Raw genomic sequence first — 17874 nt, 5'->3', positions numbered from 1 at the left:
GGTTGATCACCGTCGCCGTCAGCTGCCAGGATCACCCGATGATCGGCAGCCTGACGGGTTGTCCGGCGAACGGAGGGAACGGGGAATGCAGTTGAGGTCCGGCATGGGTTCGAGGGCGGCGGTTCTGGTGGCATTGGCGGTCTGCGCTGCCGCCTGTGGAGGGGGCGGGTCCGATACGACGGTTCCGGAGAAGTCGGCATCAGGTGCGAACTCGGGCGCGGGGGGCGGTTCCGAGCCCAAAGGCGGCAAGGCGGACTTCGACACCGTCTTCAACACCGAGGACCGGATCCGACAGGCTCTCCCCGACCCGGAGTCCATGAAGGGGTGGAAGCCGAAGACCGGTCGCGCGGCTGTCGAGGATCAGCCCAAGTCCGCGGCGGACTGTGGTGCGGACACTCATTGGGACTGCACCGGCATCGCGAAGGGCTCGACGAAGTTCGAGGCGGCCGGCGAGACCGCCTACTTCATCATCCAGGCCTACGCCGACAAGAAGGCCGCCGAGGCCGCGTGCCACAAGGAGAAGACCTGGTCGGCGAAATACGGCAAGGCGGAGGTGCCGCCCGTGCCCGGCGTCGAGAGCCATGCCTACGTCCGCAACGCCGGTAGCTTGGACGGCATTGACCTCAGCATGTGCCTGGGCACGGTCATCGCCCAGGTGAGGCTGGAGGACGAGGGAGGCGGCTCCCTGGACCCGGCCACTGTGCGCTCCTTGGCCCAGCTCTTCGTACCCCGAATTCAGAGTGCCGCCAAAGCTTCCTGAACCGCTGCCCCGCGGAGCGCCCTCCCCCGCCGGAAGGCTTGGCCGAAAAGGGCGTTCTGCACGGTGGGGCGGAGGACCTCGGGGGGGCAGACTTGGCGGGGACGCGTGGGGAGCGAGCGTGGGGGGAGCGTGGGATGAGCGTACGGGAGCGCGGGGCGGTGCTTCGCGGGTGACGGAGTATCACATCAAATATCTGCCCGCCTCGATCCTGCCCGAAGGCGGTGGAGACGGCGGCTGGTCCGTGACCCGGGACGGTGTCGCCTCGCGGCCCGCGTCCCGGGGCGGCATCGCGACCTGGGCCGTGGCCGACGCCGAACGGTGGCGGAAGGCGGCGGTCCCCGCCGTTCTCGCTCCGGGCGTGGGCGGCTGGATCCTGGCCGCCCTGGTGGCGGCGGCGTACGTCCTGCTGTTCCGGCTCTCGTCGACGTCCGCGGCCTGGCACAGCGGGCTCGGGGACGGGACGGACTGGCTGAGGTATCCGGGTCTGGTCCTGCTGACCGGCCTGCCGCTCTGGTACCGGTACCTTCCGGTGGCGGCCGTCACCGCAGCCGGATTCGTCGCCGTCGAGACAGCCCTGACTCTGGTCCGGCACGGCGATATCAATCGTCCCGCGCGGGCGGGGTGGCTGGTCGTCCTCGTCGCCTGCGCCGTCGCTTTCACAGGAAGCTGCCTGCGGCTACGGGCCCGACGCCGCCAGCGAGCCCTGGCCCGCGCCGCCGCGGGAGCGCGCCGCTTCTGGCTACCCGAGGGCACCCCGGAATCGGACGGCCACCGCGGACACTGGCAGGTCTACCTCGGCCTGGCGCTCTGTCCGCTCGCCGCGGCCATCCTCACCGACGGCCTGTACGGGGACCTGACCGCGTCCGGCGAGGCCTTCGACGCCGTCGGACAACAGGGCATCGTGCTGGTACTCGTGGTGGCCGGTTCCACCCTCTACGGCCATGGTCAGCTCGCCTACCGGGCGGCTCGGCGCTTGCATGAGGAGCGGCAACCGGCACTGATCGTCGGCGTGCGGGCCGGGTCCGGCGGCCGACACTGGGTGTGCGCGGACGCCCGTACCCGCTCGGCACCGCCCCTGATCCCGTACGTGCCCCGCAAGGACGACACCCGCGCATCGACGCGGTTCCTGGGCAGCAGCTCGGCCTACGCGATGGGGAACGGGCACCACGACATCGACCCGCGGCACGAACCCTTCGAAGCGATTCTGTACGGCACCCTCGCGGAGGGCGACGAAGTCGTCCTCGCATACGCCCGTGCCGAGTACCACCACCAGGAGACGGCGCGGATGCACGCGACCGTGACCACGGTCCCGCTCCGCCCGGACCGCCGCCACCGGCTGGGCCCGTGGGAACCGGCGGACGGCGCTGCCCGGCAGCATGAGCGGCTCCGCGAGCGCCAGGAGAGCGAGGAGCGCTACCGGGAGCGACAACGCAAGGCACAGGAGCGCCGCACGAACCGGCCGCGCGGCTCCTCCGGCCGGGGGCGCGGGAACAGCTCCGGCCACCGGCCCAGCGGAGGAGGCGGCGGCTGCGGATCCGGTTGCGGGTCGAGCTGCGGGGGCGACTGAGTCCCGGCAGCCGGAGCGATTGTTCCGGTCGATCCGGTCGGTCCGACCGGTCAGTTCTGCGAAATCGTCTCGAGCAGGTCGCCGACCTTGGTGTCGGGCAGGGCGCGGGCGACGTCGGCGAGGGCGACGATGCCGACGAGGGTGTGCCCGTCGATGACCGGGAGGCGGCGGACCTGGTGTTCGCCCATGGTCCGCAGGATCTCGGCGGCGTCGTCGTCGGCACCGATGGTGACCGCCTCGCCCTGGGCGAGGTCGCCCGCCTTGACGCCGGCGGGGTCCTTGCCCGCGGCGAGAACCTTGACCACGATGTCGCGGTCGGTGAGCATCCCCTTGAGTTTCTCGTCGGTGCCGCAGATCGGCAGCGAGCCGACCTTCAGCTGGGCCATCTTCTTCGCCGCTTCCAGTACCGTCTCGTTCGCGCCGATGCACGTCGCGTCCGCCGTCATGATGTCGCGGGCCTTCGTCATCCCTCTTGCTCCTTCGTCCTCGTCCTCGTCCACGTGTTCGTGGGTGCGTGCGGGCCGTTCCCCGACGGGAACCGGCCACGGGCCTATGGGTGCCCGTCGCGGTCGGCCGGTAACGGCATCCGGCCCACAACCACCCCGGAGCGGGCACAGCACCCGGCTGCCTGACACCCGTATGCCGCGCGACGCCCTTCGTATTCCGTTTCCGCTTCCGTTTCCGCTTCCGGTTTCCGCGCTCCAGCGAGCCTCGCGACGGCTCCGGGGAGCGGCACGCCAGGATGGAGACCCGCAGGCACGGTCGCGTGCGGGTGACGTGAGGAGAACGCATTGATCACGGTCGACGTCCAGCATTGCGGCGGTACGGTCCTGGTCAGCGCCGGCGGCGCACTCGATCACGACGCGGGTGCGGCCCTCCGGGAGGTGCTGGACGGCGGCCGCGCGGGCGTGCGCGACCTGCTGCTGGACCTGCACCAGGTCGAGGTCATGGACGCCGACGGGCTGCTGCACCTCCTGGAGGTGCACCGGCGCGCCGAATGCCTGGGCCTGCGGGTCGTCGTGACGGGCTGGCAGGCCCAGCCCCAGCGGTACATGGCCGACCTCGCCGGTATCCCCGGCCCCGGCACGGCCACCGGCGAGCGGTACGCGGTCGGCGGGTTCCGCCGCCTCCTGGAGGAACGCGCACAGCGCACGCGCGACAGCACCGACTCCGCCGAGCGGTAGGCCCCCCGCGCACCCGCAGCCGGGCACGCCCCCACGTGCGGGGACCCCCTCTCCTAGCCACCGTCGTCCAGCAACCGCCACGCGGCCAGGGCGAGCCTGGCGCGCGTCACCCCCGAGGGTGCGGTGAGGTCGATGTCCAGGACCTTCCCGATCTGCTCGACGCGCCGGGCGACGCTGCTGTGGTGCAGGTGCAGGAGGTCGGCGGCCCGGCGCAGGGACCCGGCGGCGCAATAGGCGTCCAGCGTCTCCAGGTCTTCCGGATTGCCGGATGCGCGGACGAGCGCGGCGACGTCGGCGTTGGCGCGCAGCGCCTCTGGGGGTACCTGGGCCAGGAGCGCGAGGGCGCCCAAGTCGGCGTACCGCACGACGGGCTCGCGCGTGGTGGCGAAGCGCAGGGCGGTACGGGCCTCCCGCCACGACCGGTCGGGGCAGTCGGCGGCGCCGATGCCCGCGTGCACGCCCTCCGGAAACCGGTCCGCGTCCACCGGCGCGGCCAGGAGGACGCCGATCGCGCCGATCCGCGCCGCCTTCACCGGGCGCCCCGGGCAGACCAGGGCGCCGACCTGGTCGAGTGGCATCCCCGGCGAGCGTACGGCGACGGCGCGCACGGGCGCTCCGGTGGCGAAGCCCAGGAGCCGCAGCGCCCTGGCCCGGGCCGCCTCGTCGGTGTCGCAGCCGATCACCAGCTCGACGAGCGCCGGGTCCGCCATCGTGGTGCGGGCCGGACCGTACCTCTCGACGGCCGCCGCGACCGCGAGGGCGAGCCGGTCCAGCAGCACCTCGTCGAGCGGGTTCGCGGGACCGGACCGCTCCAGCCAGACCGCGCCGATCTCCTCCTCGTCGAGGACGACCGCCGCCGTGCCGGACGCGGGCACCGGCGCAGCGGTCGCTTCGCCGCCGTCGGGCGCCGCCCGGGTGGTCCGCCCGGTGCCGTGGAGCCGTATCCCCGCAACGCACTCGGCCAGGCCCGCCGAGGCCCGGGCGAGCGCGGCGAGGTCCACCCGCCTGCGCATCAAGGTGTCGTAGAACGCCACGATGCGGAGCACACCGTCGACGTAGGGATCGAGTCCTGACAGCCGTACGGCCAGTGCCTCCATGGCAGAAGGATACGAGGGCGGGGAGCGGGAGCGGGGCGCCGATCGGCGCGCAAACGGCGCCGGATGCCCGACGGACGGCGGACGACCCGGGCCCGCCGGGCACCCGAGGATGGTCGCCATGGACCCCGAACTCGAAGCATTCGTCCCGTTGTTCCCCCGGACCGACCTGACCGACCCGGTCGCCGCCCGGAAGAGTTTCGCGCAGTTGGCCGCCTCGGTGCCGGCGCCCGACGCCGCGGACCTGCAGATCGAGGACCACACGGTGCCCGCCGACCCGGGGGTGCGGGTACGCGTCTACCGCCCCCGCCGGCCCCGGGGCGCGATCGTCTGGCTGCACGGCGGTGGGTTCATCATGGGGAACCTGGACACCGAGCACCCGTGGGCCACCCGGATCGCCGCGGGTTCCGGCGCTGTGGTGATCTCGGTGGAGTACCGCCTGGCTCCCGAGCACCCCTTCCCGGCCGCCATGGAGGACGCGTACGCCGTACTGGCCTGGGCGGCGGAGAACGCGGCCGGCCTCGGCATCGACCCGGCCCGCATCGCGGTCGGCGGCCACAGCGCCGGCGCCAACCTCGCCACCGCGCTGGCCCTGCGCTCCCGCGACGAGCAGGGGCCGCCGATCCACTTCCAACTGCTCAACCAGCCCGGACTCGACGACCGGCAGGACTCCTGGTCCGCACGGGAGTTCACGGACACGCCCTGGTTCAACCGCGGCAGGAGCACCGCGGCGTGGCGCAGCTACCTGGGCTCCCGAGCCGCGACCCCGTACGCCGCCCCGGCCCGGGCCACCGACCTGTCCGGCATGCCGCCCGCCTACATCGCCACCGCGGAGTTCGACCCGAACCGCGACGAGGGCCTGGCCTACGCGCTGCGGCTGCTCCAGGCGGGCGTCTCGGTCGAGGTCCACCAGTGGCCGGGCACCTTCCACGGCTCGCAGGCACTCCTGAGCGCCGAGGTCTCTCAGCGGCAGAACGCCGAACTCGGCGCCGTGCTGCGCCGCGCCCTCGCGGGATGAGCCGCGGCGGCGAGGGTAGTTCGAATGCCCGATGCCGGATCAGCGCAGGTCGGATACACCGCACCCACCAGATCAGATGCCAGATGAACGTGAGAGGACGAACGCCGTGAAGATCCGACCGAGGTTCCGGCTGTTGCTGTGCGCGGGCGTGGCGGTGCTGACCGCTTGCGCGGGCACGGCAGCCGCGGCTCCCGCCCCCGAAGGGGCAAGCTCCGTCTCCGCCGACGCGCACCGCGCAGCTCTGCGGTCCGCGATGGATGGTCTCCACCGCGCGGGAGTTCCCGGGGTGTACGGCGAGGTGCGCGACGCCGGCCGGACGTGGCGCGGTGCCTCCGGGATCGCCGACCTCACGACCGGACGTCCCGTCAGCGCGGACATGCGCCAGCGCGTCGGCAGCATCACCAAGACCTTCACCGCCGCTGCGGTCATGCAGCAGGCCGAGCAAGGCTGGCTCCAGCTGGACGCGCCGATCGGCGACTACCTTCCCGAGCTGGTGCCGGGCGAGCGCGGCAAGAAGATCACGGTCCGGATGCTGCTCAACCACACGAGCGGCCTCCCCGACTACATCCGCTACGCGTTCCCCTCCCTGCAACGCGCCTCGCCCGATAGCCTGGACGCCAACAGGTTCAGGCAGTTCAACCCGGACGAGCTGATCGGCATGGGCGTCACGGCGCCTCCCGCGAGCGAGGCCGGGGCGCCCGTGGGGGTGTACTCCAATACCAACTACCTGCTCCTCGGACGGCTCCTGGAGCGGGTGACCGGCACCACGGCCGAGGACTACATCACTCGGAACGTCATCCAGCGCGCCGGCCTGCGGCACACCGAGTTCCCGTCCGGCCCGTGGATCAGCGGACCGCACTCCCGCATGTACGAGGCCCTGTACGGCACGATGGACCCGCCGCGCGACTACAGCGTCTACAACATGTCCTGGACGGGGACGGGGGCCGCTCTGGTGTCGACCGTGGAGGACCTCAACCTCTTCTACGCCGCACTGCTCGACGGCGGGATCGTCAACCGTTCGTCGCTGGCGCAGATGCAGCAGACGGTCCCGGTCCGCGCCCTGGACGGATCGATGATCGAGTACGGCCTCGGCCTGCACAAGGTCGTCGTCCCGGACTGCGGCACCTTCTGGGGCCACGACGGCACGGTCTGGGGCGCCGGAACGATCTCCATGACCCGGGCCGACGGCAAACGCCAGATGTCCCTCGCGGTCAATCTCCAGAGGTGGAACCAGCGCGACTCCGCGGGGAGTCCGCAGCCCCACCCGATCGACGCCGCCCTGAAGACGCTGCTCGGGCAGGCGATGTGCGGCTCCTGGCGGGGCTCGGGGGCCGGCTCCTCGTCGTAGGGTGACGTCGAGCAGCGTGGGGCGACCCTTGAGACGACGGGCAGCCCGTGGCAGGCTCATGGCTTGGGCGGCCGCGGAACTGTCCGCCGTCATGGTCCATGTCCTCAGCGAGTCCGTCCGGCATGCCGGGCACGCCGACATCCTGCGGGAGGGCCTCGACGGCCGGGCCGGGTTGCGCGCCGAGCACGAGAAGCAGATCGACGCGGAAGCCCGTGCGGCCTACTGCGCGAAAGTCGAGCACGCCGCCGTCGCGGCGATGGCCACGGCGACGGCGACGGCCCCGCTGATCAGGGTTCGTTGAACGATTCAGCAGGGTGTCCGTGATCCTTGGAGGATGCGTGCCTCCCGCCTGATCCGCATGGCTCTCCTGATCCAGTCCCACCCCGGTCTGACCGCGGCCGCGCTCGCGCGGGAGCTGGGGGTCTCGGAGCGGACCGTGATCCGCGACGCTCAGGCGTTGCAGGAGGCCGGCGTCCCCGTCCGGTCGGAGCGGGGACGCGTGGGCGGGTACTTCCTGGCAGCGGGATACCGGACCCGGCTCGCCACGCTCCATCCGAGCGAGGCGGAGACGCTCTTCCTGTCGGGTCTGCCCTCGGCGTTGAAGGATCTGGGGTTGTCGGACGCGGCGGAGACGGCCCGGCTGAAGCTGACCGCGACCCTGCTCCCGTCGGTGCGCCAGGCCGCCGAGTCCTCGGTGCGTCGCTTTCATCTCGACGCCCCGGCCTGGTTCCGCGAACCCGCCACCCCGGAACTGCTCCCGGAGCTGGCTCGCGCGGTGTGGGCGGACCGGGCCGTCGAGCTGTCGTACGCGCAGCCGGGCCCGGAAGGCGCGCCGTCCGGTGCCGTGGTGCGGGTGGTGGAGCCGTACGGGCTCGTGCTGAAGGCCGGTACCTGGTACGCCGTGGCCCGCGTCCCCGGCGGGCGGGCGGAGCATGACGGCGGCTGGCGTACCTACCGCGTCGACCGGATCACCGCCCTCGGCCCCGCTCCCGGAGCGCAGGAGCCGTTCATACGCGACCCGGCTTTCGAGCTGGCCGCGCACTGGGAGGCCCGTTCGGCCGCCTTCGCCCGCAGCCTGCTGCGCATCACCGTGAGGCTGCGGCTGACCGGTGCGGGGCTTCGCCGGCTGCCCGCCGTCGTGGACGGGGCGGCCGTCGCCGACGCGCTCGCTTCCGCGAGCGCCCCGGACCCCGCCGGGCTGGTCACTGTCGACCTGCCGGCGGAGTCCGAGGACGTCGCCTTCGATCAGCTGGCCCGGCTCGGCGCGGACGCCGAGGTGCTGGCCCCGGCGTGCCTGCGCGCCCGTTTCCACGAGCGCGCCGCGGCTCTGGCCGCCCTCTACCGGGCCGGCCCTCACGAGGCGGGACGCGAGGGAGTGGGGGAAGCCGGGGATCAGCGGTAGTCCTCGGGCGAGACGTCCTCGCCCCGCGCGATGTCCTCCAAGTACGCCCAGGCGTCCGGACGGCTGCCGTCCACGTCCGTCACGCCGTACACCCTGGCCAGTTCCCCGCTGGAGGTGGACTTGCCGTTCCAGCGCTCCGCCCGGTCCGGGTCGGCGGCGAGCGCCGCGACCGTACGGGCCAGGTAGCGCGGGGACTCCGCGATCGCGAACGCCGGTTGCCGGGCGATCGCGTCACGCCAGCTCTCCTCGGTGACACCGAAGTGGGAGAGCATCTGCTCCGAGCGCAGGAAGCCCGGCGAGACCGCGACGGCGGCGCCCCCGTACTCCGCCAGTTCCTGACCCAGCCCGAACGCGAGGCGGATCGGGGCGCACTTCGCCAGGTCGTAGTACATGTTCTCGCGGTAGCGGCGGTTGTAGTGCGCGGTGCCGTCGGTGACCTCCACGTGCAACGGCGCGTCGGAGCGGATCAGCAGCGGCAGCAGCAGCGCTGCCGTGATCACGTGCGACCGTACGCCGAGCTCCAGGATCCGCAGGCCGTCGGCCAGCGGTGTCTCCCAGCTCTTCTTGCCGAACACCGATGTGGCCATGAGGTGTTCACCGCCCCACAGGTCGTTGACGAGGATGTCGAGCCGCCCGTGCTCCCGGTCGATCCTCTCTGCGAGGGCGCGCACCTGCGCTTCGTCGAGATGGTCGGTGCATACCGCGATGGCGGCGCCGCCCGCTGCCGTGACGAGTTCGGCGGTCTCCTCGATCGTCTCGGTGGTCCGGCCGACCTCGCTGGCGCGGTCCCGGGTGGTACGGCCGGTGACGTATACGGTCGCCCCCGCCCGGCCGAGCTCCACGGCCTGGGCCCGCCCCGCCCCGCGGGTGGCACCCGCCACGAGCGCGACACGTCCCGCGAGCGGGCCCGCGGGGCTGGGCTGCGGGGTGTCCGGTGCGTTCTGCGAGGTGTGCGGGGTCGGCGTGGTCGGCGAGTTCTCCGAGGCGCGCGTGTCCTGCGGGGAGATGTCCTTGTTCCTCATGACATCCATCGTTCACGCTAAACCCGACAGAACACGTCACCCTTTCCCGCGGACTGGCGCGCGTCATCCCGGACGACGGGCCGTGAGTCGGCCGCCGGGCGCGGGTCAGGGGGTGTCGCCCGACCAGTCCCAGCGGTTGGGTTGGCCCGGGCGCGGGTCGTACACGGCGCGGCCGCCCGGGCCGAACCGGCCGAGTTCGGTTTCCAGCGCGGCGCCGGTCCGGATCGCGTCCGCGCTCCAGCCGGTGATGTCGAGCAGCAGGCCGTCCAGCGGGCCACCGACCAGCTCGGCGTAGTCCCGGCCGGGGCGCGGGCCCGGATACGGGGTGTCGTGGTCCGTGCCGTAGACGCGGCCGCGCAGCAACTCCTCATCCCTGTCCATGGTCCCAGCCTTGCACCCACCACCGACATCACAGGGTGGACCGGGGTCGCCCCGGCGTCAGCGGCGGAGGTGCGCCTGCTCCCCGGCAGCCTCCTGGGTGGCGGCCCAGGAGGCGAGGAGCCCCAGGGCCTCGGCGGAGGGGGACGCGGGCTCGGCGGCGTAGATGGTGAGGGTGAGCCCGGGTTCGGCGGCCATCTCCAGGCCCTCGTAGGCGAGGGTGAGTTCGCCGACGACCGCGTGGTGGTAGCGCTTGAAGCCGGCGCCGTGGTGGCGGACGTCGTGGGCGCCCCAGCGGGTGCGGAAGGCATCGCTGCGGGTGGAGAGTTCGCCGACGAGGTCGTGGAGCTCCTTGTCGTGCGGGTTGCGGCCGGCTTCGGTGCGCAGAATGGCGACGGAGATGTCGGCGGCCTGGTCCCAGTCCGGGTAGAAGCGGCGGGCGTCGGGGCCGAGGAAGGTGAAGCGGGCGAGGTTCTCCTGGTGGTGCGGGTCGGCGTACACGTCGGCGTAGAAGGCGCGGGCGAGCCGGTTGGTGGCCAAGAGGTCCATGCGGCCGTTGCGGACGAACGCCGGGCCCCCGGTGACCGCGTCGAGGGTCCATTGCAGGCTGCGGTGCGGCGTCCACTGGCCTTTGGTGTGCCGTCGGCGGGGCCGGGTGAGGGCGTCGGAGCCGTCGGCGGCCCTGGAGAGGTTCAGCAGGTGGGCGCGTTCGGCGTCGTCGAGCCGGAGGGCCCGGGCGAGGGCTTCCAGGACGGCCGGCGAGACGCCGGCGAGGTTGCCGCGTTCGAGTTTGGCGTAGTACTCGACGCTCATGTCGGCGAGGGCCGCGACTTCGCTCCTGCGCAGGCCGGGCACGCGCCGCCGGGGGCCCGCGGGCAGTCCGGCCCGCTCGGGGGTGATCTTGGCTCGCCGCGAGGTCAGGAACTCGCGGACCTCCTCGCGGTTGTCCATGCCTTCGACGGTACGGCCTCGTGGGCGGCGCGGGGATGTACTGCTGGTACACCCCTCGGCAGTGACTCGCTGCCCGTACGGGATCGGGGTTACCTGGATGACGTGGCGCTCTCGTCGTCCGTCATCCCTCGGGTGGCCTTCCCGGAACCCTTCCGGTGCAGGCGCGCCCCCGTAGGCAAGGAGCCTTCCTCATGCGCGGTGCAGTGATCCACGCCCCCGGTGACGTCCGTTTCGAGACCGTGGACGACCCGAAGATCCTCCATCCGACCGACGCGATCATCCGAACGGCGGTCACCTGCGTCTGCGGATCCGACCTGTGGCCCTACCGCGGCGCGGAACCGATCGATGAGCCGCACCCCATGGGCCACGAGTACGTCGGCTTCGTGGAGGAGGTCGGCGCCGAGGTCACCTCGCTCCGGCCGGGCCAGTTCGTCGTCGGCTCCTTCGCGACCTCGGACAACACCTGCGCCAACTGCGCCAACGGCTTCCAGTCGAACTGTCTCGACCGCTCCTTCATGTCGACCTGCCAGGCCGAATACATCCGCGTCCCCCACGCCCAGGGCACCCTCGTCGCCACCCGGGAGGTACCTGACGAGGAACTGTGGCCCGGCCTGCTGGCCGTCTCCGACGTCATGGGCACCGGCTGGTGGGCCGCCGACGCCGCCGAGGTCGCACCCGGCTCCACCGCAGTGATCGTCGGCGACGGCGCCGTCGGCCTCTGCGCCGTCATCGCCGCCAGGGAACGAGGCGCCGAGCGGATCATCGTGATGTCCCGGCACGAGCCCCGCCAGAAGCTCGCCCGGGAATTCGGCGCCACCGACATCGTCACCGAACGCGGCGACGAAGGCATCGCCCGGGTCAAGGAGCTGACCGGCGGGATCGGCGCCGACAGCGTCCTGGAATGCGTCGGCACCGCCCAGGCCATGCACCAAGCCCTGCACTCCACCCGCCCCGGCGGGAACGTCGGCTTCGTCGGCGTCCCCCACGACGTCGCCGTCGACGGCCAGGAACTGTTCTTCTCGCACGTCGCCCTCCGCGGCGGCCCCGCCCCCGTACGCCGCTACCTGCCCGACCTCGTCGACCACGTCCTCTCCGGCCGGATCCACCCCGGCAAGGTCTTCGACCTCACCCTCCCCCTCGACCAGGTCGCGCAGGGCTACCGGGCCATGGACGAGCGGCGCGCCATCAAGGCCCTCCTCAAGCCGTGAAGGCGACCGATATCCCACCCTCCCCGAGAAATGGAAGTGCCCGTATGTCCCCCGCAGCCGGAGCCGGTGTCCCCACGGACAAGCTGCCCTTCGTCGTCTGGGTGCTCGCCGCCGGTACGTTCCTGATGGGCACCACCGAGTTCGTCGTCGCCGGGCTGCTCCCCGAGATCGGCGGTGATCTCGGCGTGAGCGTCGCGCACGCCGGTCTGCTGATCACCGCCTTCGCCATCGGCATGATCGTCGGCGGGCCGGTGATGGCCCTGGCCACCCTGCGCCTGCCGCGGCGCCTGACCCTCGTCGGGGCCCTGACCGTCTTCGCCCTCGGGCACGTGGCCGCCGCGCTCAGCTCGTCCTTCGCCGTCGTCCTGGCGGCCCGGGTGGTGACGGCGCTGGCCACCAGCGCGTTCTGGGCCGTCGGATTCGTCATCGCCACCGCCGCCGCGGGTCCGGCACGCGCCACGCGGGCCGTCGGCGTCATGATGGGCGGCCTGACCCTGGCCAACGTCATCGGCGTGCCGGTCGGCTCCTTCGTGGGCCAGTACACGGGCTGGCGCGGCCCCTTCTGGACGCTGGCCCTCCTCGCCGCCCTGGCCACCGTCTTCGTCGGCCGGTTCGTCCCCGCCACGGAGCAACGGGCGGGCCTGTCGGTACGGGCCGAGGTGAGCGCCCTGCGCCAGGGCCGACTGTGGCTCGCCCTGGCCGCCGCCGTCCTGATCATGGGCGGTGTCCTGGCCACCTACACCTACATCACCCCGCTGCTGACCGACCGTACGGGCATACCCGCGGGAGCCGTCCCGCTGGTCCTGGTCGTCTTCGGGCTCGGCGCGCTCGGCGGCACCGCCGTCGGCGGCCGGCTCGGCGACCGCCGCCCGATGGCCACCACCCTCACCGCCGCCGCGGTGACCGCCGTGGCCCTGTTCCTGCTGATCCCGCTGTCGACCGGTCCGGTCACCGCCGTGGCGCTGGTCTTCCTCATGGCGCTGGCCGGGTTCACCGTCAACCCGGTCGTCACCTCCCTCGCCGTCCGCTTCGCCGGCGACGCCCCCACCCTCGCCTCGGCCCTGACCACCTCCGCCTACAACACAGGCATCGCGGCGGGCTCCGCCCTGGCCGGTACGGCCATGAACAGTTCCCTCGGCCTGACCGGACCGGCCCTGGTCGGCTCCCTCGCGGCCGCGCTCACCCTCCTGCCGCTCACCGCCCTCGCGCTCGGCGGCAGCCGACGGCGGAACCGGATCGCGGCCCGGCGCACCGGGCCGCCCGGGACGCCCGCAGCGGCGCCTTCATGGCACTGACCCCTCCGGTCCCGTCCCGCGAGTGAGGTCAGGCGACGGACCGCAGGAGGCCGTGTGCGCTCACGGCGTCCAGCGACAGCGTCCGGTAGCCCATCGAGTCGAACAGGACGGTGATCCGGTCGCCCTCCTCGCTGAGCACCATCCCCGCCCCCCACTCGCGGTGGCGGACCCGCACGCCCGGGGGGAACTCGCCCGCGGCCGGGTGCGGGGCCGGTTCCCCGTCGGTCCCCGGTCCGACGGCACCGGGTGCCTCCCCGGCGTCCGGCAGGGCCGCCGTGCAGACGTCGCAGTTCCCGCACGCGCCATCGTGGTCCTCGCCGAAGTAGCCGAGGAGGAACCGGCGCCGACAGCCGGTGGTCTCGGCGTACGCCCGCATCATCTCGACGCGGGAGCGTTCCAGCCTGCGCCGTGCCGCCGCGGCGTCGCAGGCGCGCTCGGCCGCTTCCTCGACCCGCATGTCCGGCGCCGGCGCGATCGTGCCCTGCTCGTCGGTGCTCGCCGCCCCCGCCTGCTCCAGCAGGTTGGCCGCGGCGGTGGCGCGGTTGCGGGACAGACCGGTCTCCTCGCGGAGCTCGTCCAGGGCGAGGGGCCCCTCGTGCTCGTGCAGGGTCGTCGCGACCTCGACGAGGGTGTCCTCGCCGGGTCCGCGCGCGGCGAAGAAGTTCTGCATGCCGGTGTCCTGCGGCCGGTAGTACAGCACGGCCGTGGCCGGTGCGCCGTCCCGCCCGGCCCGCCCGATCTCCTGGTAGTAGGCGTCGAGCGATCCGGGCAGGGCCGCGTGCAGGACGAACCGTACGTCCTCCTTGTCGATGCCCATGCCGAAGGCCGAGGTCGCGACGACGACGTCCAGTTCGGAGGCGAGGAAGGCGTCGTGGACCCGGGAGCGCTCCGCGGCGCGCAGACCGGAGTGGTAGGCGGCGGCCGCCAGGCCGAGGCCGGCCAGGTCAGCGGCGTACTCCTCGGTGTCCTTGCGGGTGGCGGCGTAGACGAGGCCGGGCTTGGTCTCCGCCGCGGCCCGCTCCACCACCGCCCGGCGCCGGTCCTGTTCCTCGGTGAAGCGGCGCACCTCCAGCGTGATGTTCGGCCGGTCGAAACCGGCGACCACCAAGGCCGGGTCGCGCATGCCGAGCCGCTCGACGATCTCCTCGCGTACGGGCGGCGCCGCCGTCGCGGTGAGCGCGAGGACGGTGGGCCGCCCCAGCCGGGGAAGGACCTGCGCGAGACGCGTGTACGCCGGACGGAAGTCGTGCCCCCACGTCGAAACGCAGTGCGCTTCGTCCACCACGAACAGGGCGGGTTGCGTGGCGGCCAGGCTCTCGACCACGTCGTCGTTGGCCAGTTGCTCGGGCGAGAGGAAGAGGAACTCGGCACGGCCGTCGCGTACGGCCTCCCAGGCGGCAGCGGTCTGGCCGGGGGCCTGGTCGGAGTTGACCGCCACGCCGTCCGGGGCGCCGTGCCGCAGCAGGCCCGCGATCTGGTCGCGCTGCAGGGCGAGCAGGGGCGAGACCACCACCGTGGGTCCGGTGAGGCAGAGGGCCGCGACCTGGTACACGGCGGACTTCCCGGCGCCCGTCGGCATCACGACGAGCGTGTCCCGCCCGGCGACGACCGCTTCCATCGCCGTGCGCTGGCCGGGCCTGAGCGTCTCCCAGCCGAAGACCTCGGCCGCGGTGGCCTCGAACCGGGGCCCCGCCGTGGTGCTCTCCTCGCTCACGGCCATCTGCATCTCCTCTGTGCGTTCACGTCTGCGTTCACGTCTGCGTTCATCAGGAGGCCCGGCCCGTGGTTCGGCCCGCTCGTGGCCCGGCGTACGTGGTGTCCCGCACCGCCACCCGGAGCACTCGCGCCCGGCCGGTCCGCCGGGCGGGGGGCGTCCCGTCGTTCCGTTGCGCGCAGCGCTTCCGGTCGTCCGCTCCCATGCCCGCCGCCTACCCCTCCACCACGGATCGACTCCCCCGCGCGGGCGCGCCTCGGAGACCGTACGCCGTACGGGCCCCCGCCCCGGCCGCATACCGAAACGGCTCCCCCTCCGAAGAGGGGGAGCCGTTTGGGTGCCGTTTCGGTGCCCGGCTGAGCGCAGCGCGGTGGCCGGCGTCGGTCAGGCGTGGCTGTGGTGGCGACGGTTGCCGGTGACCAGCCGGTAGACGATGAGGAGGATGACCGAGCCGATGATGGCGGCGATCCAGGTGGAAAGGTCGAAGAAGCCGTCGATCGAGTCGACGCCGAAGATCACCTTGCCCAGCCAGCCACCGAGCAGACCGCCCGCGATGCCGATGAGCATCGTGATGATGAGGCCGCCCGGGTCCTTGCCCGGCATCAGCGCCTTCGCGATGAGGCCGGCGAACAGCCCGATGAGGATCCAAGCAATGATGCCCATGATGCGTCTCCCACCTCTGTGTATAAAGCTCGTGTCAACAATCGTCTTCACCGTAATGACGATTCCAAACCCACCAAACCCTTGATCATTCAGGTTCCTCGCGCGGGCGGCCCCGACGCACAGGTGCCCCGGCCGCTGAGCGGCCGGGGCACCTCCTGCGGACGAGTCCCGTCCTGGTTTTACGCGGGCTGATCGTTGTGCAGGCCTGCTGTTACGCGGGGCGGCCGCCGAAGGGGGCACCCGTGCCGTAGTACGTGCCCAGCTCCGCGTTGTAGCCCGCGTCGCCGAGGTGCTTGTCCCGGTCGAACTCGGGAGCGGCCTTGATCTCTTCCTTCGTCCGGCCGACGTAGATCTTCTCTTCGGCCACGTCGATCCGCTCGATCGTGCCCGCGGGCAGCAGCACTTCCTTGCCGAAGATCCACGGGCCGGTGTCGACCACGATGTAGGCCGATCCGACCTCGTCGGAGTGCTTGTCGACCTTGCCGATGGAGCCGTCCGTCGCTTCGACCTTGTAGCCCGTCAGGTCCGTGCCCGCCTGACGGCCGGACGTCTCACGGTAGCCCCACACGTTCTCAGTCATCAGACATCTCCTTCTTCATGTCGCTGTCAACGGCCGCTTTCTCCCCGGCATGTGCACTCCGGAGAGGCGCGGAACCGCTGTACGACCGCGTGCCCGGGGATGCGCTGTCCATTCCCCTGTCAGTGCTCCCCGGTGGTTTTCGGGGGCGGAGCCGCATGGGTTTGCTCGTGCTCGATCTCCGCGCGCTCCTGGGCGATTTCCCTGGTCAGGAAGAAATTGAGGACGGTCCGGATGGCGGCGATGGCCGCCAGTTGGCCGATTTCGGTGAAGCTGGGGGCGACCGCGGTGCGCAGGACGTCCCCGGCGAGCTGGAATTCGAGGCCGAGGACCAGAAAGCGTCCGAGGCTGAGGCGGATCTTGTTGAACTCGGTGAGGAGGGAGCGTCCGCGCAGGCCGGTGGTGGCGAACCGGGCGAACGCCCAGATCGCGCCGACGAAGATGATGAGCGCTCCTGCGGCTTCGATCGCGTGGACGAGCCACCCGATCACGTCGCGCACCGTGGACTCGGACAGCACTTCTCCTGACAGTGGCATGCGGCCCGTCTACCCGCCCGCGGCCCTCCTACCTGCGCGCCACGCGAACAGTGCAGGTGAGAGCAGCCGGACGGGCGCCGTGAGCCACGGCACGCGGCCCCCCGCGCATGAAAGCCGCGCGGTGAAGCATGCGGGTGAGATGGAATGTGTGGTGTACGAGGAGCGCTCGGGTCGGTCGGAGACCGTGGAGTGCGCGCTGCAGGACGAAGCCTGCCAGCTGGTGCTGAAGCGGCTGCGCGGCCTGGAGGAGGGCGAGTTCGGCTGGGTGCGCCTGATGGACCCGGCCGAAGCCGAACTGGTCCAGTTGGCGCAGGAGTTGGGTCTGCATCCCCTGGCGGTCGAGGACGCGGTCCAGGCGCGGCAGCGCCCCAAGCGGGAGCGGTTCGGTGACGTGCTCGCGGTCGCCCTCAAGACGCTCTGGTACGTCGACGCGGAGACGGCGGTCGAGACCGGGGAGCTGATGGTCTTCGTCGGCCCCCGGTACGTGCTCACCGTGGGGCACGGCTCGGCCGACCCGGCCGCCGAAGCCGCCCGGCGGCTCGACGCCGACCCCGGCATGCTGCGCTTCGGTCCGCTGTCCGTTCTGCACGCGGTCCTGGACGTGGTCGTGGACGCCTACAGTGACGCCGCGGTCACGGTACGGTCCGCGCTGACGAAGCTGGAGGACCGCGTGTTCTCCACCTCCCGCGTCGACCACACCCAGGCGATCTACTCCCTCAAGCGCGAGGTCCGGGAGTTCCGTGACGCGGTACAGCCCCTCGTCCCCGTCATGCAGTCGCTCCTGGCCGGACCGGGGCAGGAAGGGTACGGGCAGGAAGGGCACGGGCATCCGCCGAAGGCGCTGCCGTACCTGCGCGACGTGGCGGACCATCTGAACCGCACCGATACCGAGGTCCGGTCGCTGGACGAGCTGTTGAACTCGGTCCTGGACGCGCAGCAGGCCCGGGTGGGCACCTGGCAGAACGACGACATGCGCCGGATCTCGGCCTGGGCGGCCATCTTCGCGATCCCGACGATGGTCGCCGGCGTCTACGGAATGAACTTCGAGCACATGCCGGAGCTCCGCTGGACCTACGGCTATCCGCTCGCCCTCGCGCTCATGGCACTGGCCTCCGGGCTCCTCTACCGCGCCTTCCGCCGCAACGGCTGGCTCTGAC

Annotated in this window: 18 protein-coding genes and 1 pseudogene; 10 read left to right on the top strand and 9 right to left on the bottom strand. The window is 72.3% G+C overall.

Annotation, left to right across the window (positions count from 1 at the left end; translation table 11 throughout):
• Positions 1 to 58: 58 nt before the first annotated feature.
• Positions 59 to 760, top strand: a complete 702-nt coding sequence (locus AC0693_RS12875; RefSeq protein WP_478801726.1) for a hypothetical protein — start codon at positions 59 to 61, stop codon at positions 758 to 760.
• Positions 761 to 929: 169 nt separating this feature from the next.
• Positions 930 to 2327 carry a hypothetical protein gene (locus AC0693_RS12870; RefSeq protein ID WP_478801725.1) on the top strand — a complete coding sequence of 466 codons (1398 nt, stop codon included), beginning with the start codon at positions 930 to 932 and terminating at the stop codon, positions 2325 to 2327.
• A gap of 50 nt (positions 2328 to 2377) precedes the next feature.
• Here the strand turns inward: AC0693_RS12870 and AC0693_RS12865 are convergent, their stop codons facing one another.
• Positions 2378 to 2794 (bottom strand): CBS domain-containing protein, encoded by a 417-nt coding sequence (locus tag AC0693_RS12865; protein ID WP_468469608.1) that lies wholly within the window; start codon positions 2792 to 2794, stop codon positions 2378 to 2380.
• Positions 2795 to 3118: 324 nt separating this feature from the next.
• Here AC0693_RS12865 and AC0693_RS12860 point away from each other — a divergent pair, with 324 nt between their 5' ends.
• Entirely contained in the window at positions 3119 to 3511 is a 393-nt protein-coding gene (locus AC0693_RS12860) for an STAS domain-containing protein (protein WP_469316881.1), read from the top strand.
• A 53-nt stretch (positions 3512 to 3564) separates the two neighbouring features.
• On the opposite strand, the gene AC0693_RS12855 is transcribed toward AC0693_RS12860, so the two are convergent.
• On the bottom strand, positions 3565 to 4608 hold the full coding sequence (locus AC0693_RS12855; RefSeq protein WP_478801724.1) for a helix-turn-helix domain-containing protein: 1044 nt from the start codon (positions 4606 to 4608) through the stop codon (positions 3565 to 3567).
• A 118-nt stretch (positions 4609 to 4726) separates the two neighbouring features.
• Here AC0693_RS12855 and AC0693_RS12850 point away from each other — a divergent pair, with 118 nt between their 5' ends.
• The 4 genes and pseudogenes from AC0693_RS12850 to AC0693_RS12835 all read left to right on the top strand — a co-directional run bounded on the left by AC0693_RS12850 (position 4727) and on the right by AC0693_RS12835 (position 8373).
• Entirely contained in the window at positions 4727 to 5623 is an 897-nt protein-coding gene (locus AC0693_RS12850) for an alpha/beta hydrolase (protein ID WP_469316879.1), read from the top strand.
• Between the two features lie 253 nt (positions 5624 to 5876).
• Positions 5877 to 6971, top strand: a complete 1095-nt coding sequence (locus tag AC0693_RS12845; RefSeq protein WP_478801863.1) for a serine hydrolase domain-containing protein — start codon at positions 5877 to 5879, stop codon at positions 6969 to 6971.
• A 67-nt stretch (positions 6972 to 7038) separates the two neighbouring features.
• A pseudogene (locus AC0693_RS12840) lies at positions 7039 to 7272 on the top strand (mycothiol transferase); the annotation flags it as partial.
• A gap of 33 nt (positions 7273 to 7305) precedes the next feature.
• Entirely contained in the window at positions 7306 to 8373 is a 1068-nt protein-coding gene (locus AC0693_RS12835; RefSeq protein WP_478801723.1) for a helix-turn-helix transcriptional regulator, read from the top strand.
• On the opposite strand, the gene AC0693_RS12830 is transcribed toward AC0693_RS12835, so the two are convergent.
• The 3 genes from AC0693_RS12830 to AC0693_RS12820 all read right to left on the bottom strand — a co-directional run bounded on the left by AC0693_RS12830 (position 8364) and on the right by AC0693_RS12820 (position 10724).
• Positions 8364 to 9404: an SDR family oxidoreductase gene (locus tag AC0693_RS12830; protein ID WP_478801722.1), complete on the bottom strand. Its 1041-nt coding sequence runs from the start codon at positions 9402 to 9404 to the stop codon at positions 8364 to 8366. The genes AC0693_RS12835 and AC0693_RS12830 overlap by 10 nt on opposite strands.
• 96 nt (positions 9405 to 9500) lie before the next feature.
• Positions 9501 to 9776 (bottom strand): hypothetical protein, encoded by a 276-nt coding sequence (locus AC0693_RS12825; protein ID WP_468469620.1) that lies wholly within the window; start codon positions 9774 to 9776, stop codon positions 9501 to 9503.
• 57 nt (positions 9777 to 9833) lie between these two features.
• Entirely contained in the window at positions 9834 to 10724 is an 891-nt protein-coding gene (locus AC0693_RS12820; protein WP_469335157.1) for a helix-turn-helix transcriptional regulator, read from the bottom strand.
• A gap of 191 nt (positions 10725 to 10915) precedes the next feature.
• On the opposite strand from AC0693_RS12820, the gene AC0693_RS12815 reads away from it, so the two are divergent.
• Positions 10916 to 11932 carry a zinc-dependent alcohol dehydrogenase family protein gene (locus AC0693_RS12815; RefSeq protein WP_478801721.1) on the top strand — a complete coding sequence of 339 codons (1017 nt, stop codon included), beginning with the start codon at positions 10916 to 10918 and terminating at the stop codon, positions 11930 to 11932.
• 44 nt (positions 11933 to 11976) lie between these two features.
• Entirely contained in the window at positions 11977 to 13227 is a 1251-nt protein-coding gene (locus tag AC0693_RS12810) for an MFS transporter (protein ID WP_478801720.1), read from the top strand.
• 28 nt (positions 13228 to 13255) lie between these two features.
• On the opposite strand, the gene AC0693_RS12805 is transcribed toward AC0693_RS12810, so the two are convergent.
• The 4 genes from AC0693_RS12805 to AC0693_RS12790 form a co-directional block, all read right to left on the bottom strand.
• Positions 13256 to 14947 carry a RecQ family ATP-dependent DNA helicase gene (locus AC0693_RS12805; RefSeq protein ID WP_478801719.1) on the bottom strand — a complete coding sequence of 564 codons (1692 nt, stop codon included), beginning with the start codon at positions 14945 to 14947 and terminating at the stop codon, positions 13256 to 13258.
• Positions 14948 to 15325: 378 nt separating this feature from the next.
• Complete coding sequence (locus tag AC0693_RS12800) at positions 15326 to 15604, bottom strand: GlsB/YeaQ/YmgE family stress response membrane protein (protein ID WP_469316869.1); 279 nt, start codon at positions 15602 to 15604, stop codon at positions 15326 to 15328.
• Between the two features lie 211 nt (positions 15605 to 15815).
• Positions 15816 to 16184 carry a PRC-barrel domain-containing protein gene (locus tag AC0693_RS12795; protein WP_468469631.1) on the bottom strand — a complete coding sequence of 123 codons (369 nt, stop codon included), beginning with the start codon at positions 16182 to 16184 and terminating at the stop codon, positions 15816 to 15818.
• A gap of 119 nt (positions 16185 to 16303) precedes the next feature.
• Positions 16304 to 16717, bottom strand: coding sequence for a DUF1622 domain-containing protein (locus tag AC0693_RS12790; RefSeq protein ID WP_468469633.1), 414 nt, complete (start codon positions 16715 to 16717; stop codon positions 16304 to 16306).
• Positions 16718 to 16856: 139 nt separating this feature from the next.
• Here AC0693_RS12790 and AC0693_RS12785 point away from each other — a divergent pair, with 139 nt between their 5' ends.
• Positions 16857 to 17873: a magnesium and cobalt transport protein CorA gene (locus AC0693_RS12785; RefSeq protein ID WP_468469635.1), complete on the top strand. Its 1017-nt coding sequence runs from the start codon at positions 16857 to 16859 to the stop codon at positions 17871 to 17873.
• Position 17874: the final 1 nt, after the last annotated feature.

This window comes from Streptomyces sp. NPDC043876, assembly GCF_056435825.1.
This window is presented reverse-complemented; position numbering and strand designations above follow the sequence as displayed.

Excerpts from the sequence above, each read along its gene's own strand:
- AC0693_RS12810 (WP_478801720.1), top strand. The coding sequence starts at position 11,977 with ATGTCCCCCGCAGCCGGAGCCGGTGTCCCCACGGACAAGCTGCCCTTC.
- AC0693_RS12795 (WP_468469631.1), bottom strand. The coding sequence starts at position 16,184 with ATGACTGAGAACGTGTGGGGCTACCGTGAGACGTCCGGCCGTCAGGCG.
- AC0693_RS12845 (WP_478801863.1), top strand. The coding sequence starts at position 5,877 with ATGGATGGTCTCCACCGCGCGGGAGTTCCCGGGGTGTACGGCGAGGTG.
- AC0693_RS12820 (WP_469335157.1), bottom strand. The coding sequence starts at position 10,724 with ATGGACAACCGCGAGGAGGTCCGCGAGTTCCTGACCTCGCGGCGAGCC.
- AC0693_RS12830 (WP_478801722.1), bottom strand. The coding sequence starts at position 9,404 with ATGGATGTCATGAGGAACAAGGACATCTCCCCGCAGGACACGCGCGCC.
- AC0693_RS12805 (WP_478801719.1), bottom strand. The coding sequence starts at position 14,947 with ATGGCCGTGAGCGAGGAGAGCACCACGGCGGGGCCCCGGTTCGAGGCC.
- AC0693_RS12835 (WP_478801723.1), top strand. The coding sequence starts at position 7,306 with ATGCGTGCCTCCCGCCTGATCCGCATGGCTCTCCTGATCCAGTCCCAC.
- AC0693_RS12825 (WP_468469620.1), bottom strand. The coding sequence starts at position 9,776 with ATGGACAGGGATGAGGAGTTGCTGCGCGGCCGCGTCTACGGCACGGAC.
- AC0693_RS12865 (WP_468469608.1), bottom strand. The coding sequence starts at position 2,794 with ATGACGAAGGCCCGCGACATCATGACGGCGGACGCGACGTGCATCGGC.
- AC0693_RS12785 (WP_468469635.1), top strand. The coding sequence starts at position 16,857 with ATGGAATGTGTGGTGTACGAGGAGCGCTCGGGTCGGTCGGAGACCGTG.
- AC0693_RS12800 (WP_469316869.1), bottom strand. The coding sequence starts at position 15,604 with ATGGGCATCATTGCTTGGATCCTCATCGGGCTGTTCGCCGGCCTCATC.
- AC0693_RS12790 (WP_468469633.1), bottom strand. The coding sequence starts at position 16,717 with ATGCCACTGTCAGGAGAAGTGCTGTCCGAGTCCACGGTGCGCGACGTG.
- AC0693_RS12855 (WP_478801724.1), bottom strand. The coding sequence starts at position 4,608 with ATGGAGGCACTGGCCGTACGGCTGTCAGGACTCGATCCCTACGTCGAC.
- AC0693_RS12815 (WP_478801721.1), top strand. The coding sequence starts at position 10,916 with ATGCGCGGTGCAGTGATCCACGCCCCCGGTGACGTCCGTTTCGAGACC.
- AC0693_RS12850 (WP_469316879.1), top strand. The coding sequence starts at position 4,727 with ATGGACCCCGAACTCGAAGCATTCGTCCCGTTGTTCCCCCGGACCGAC.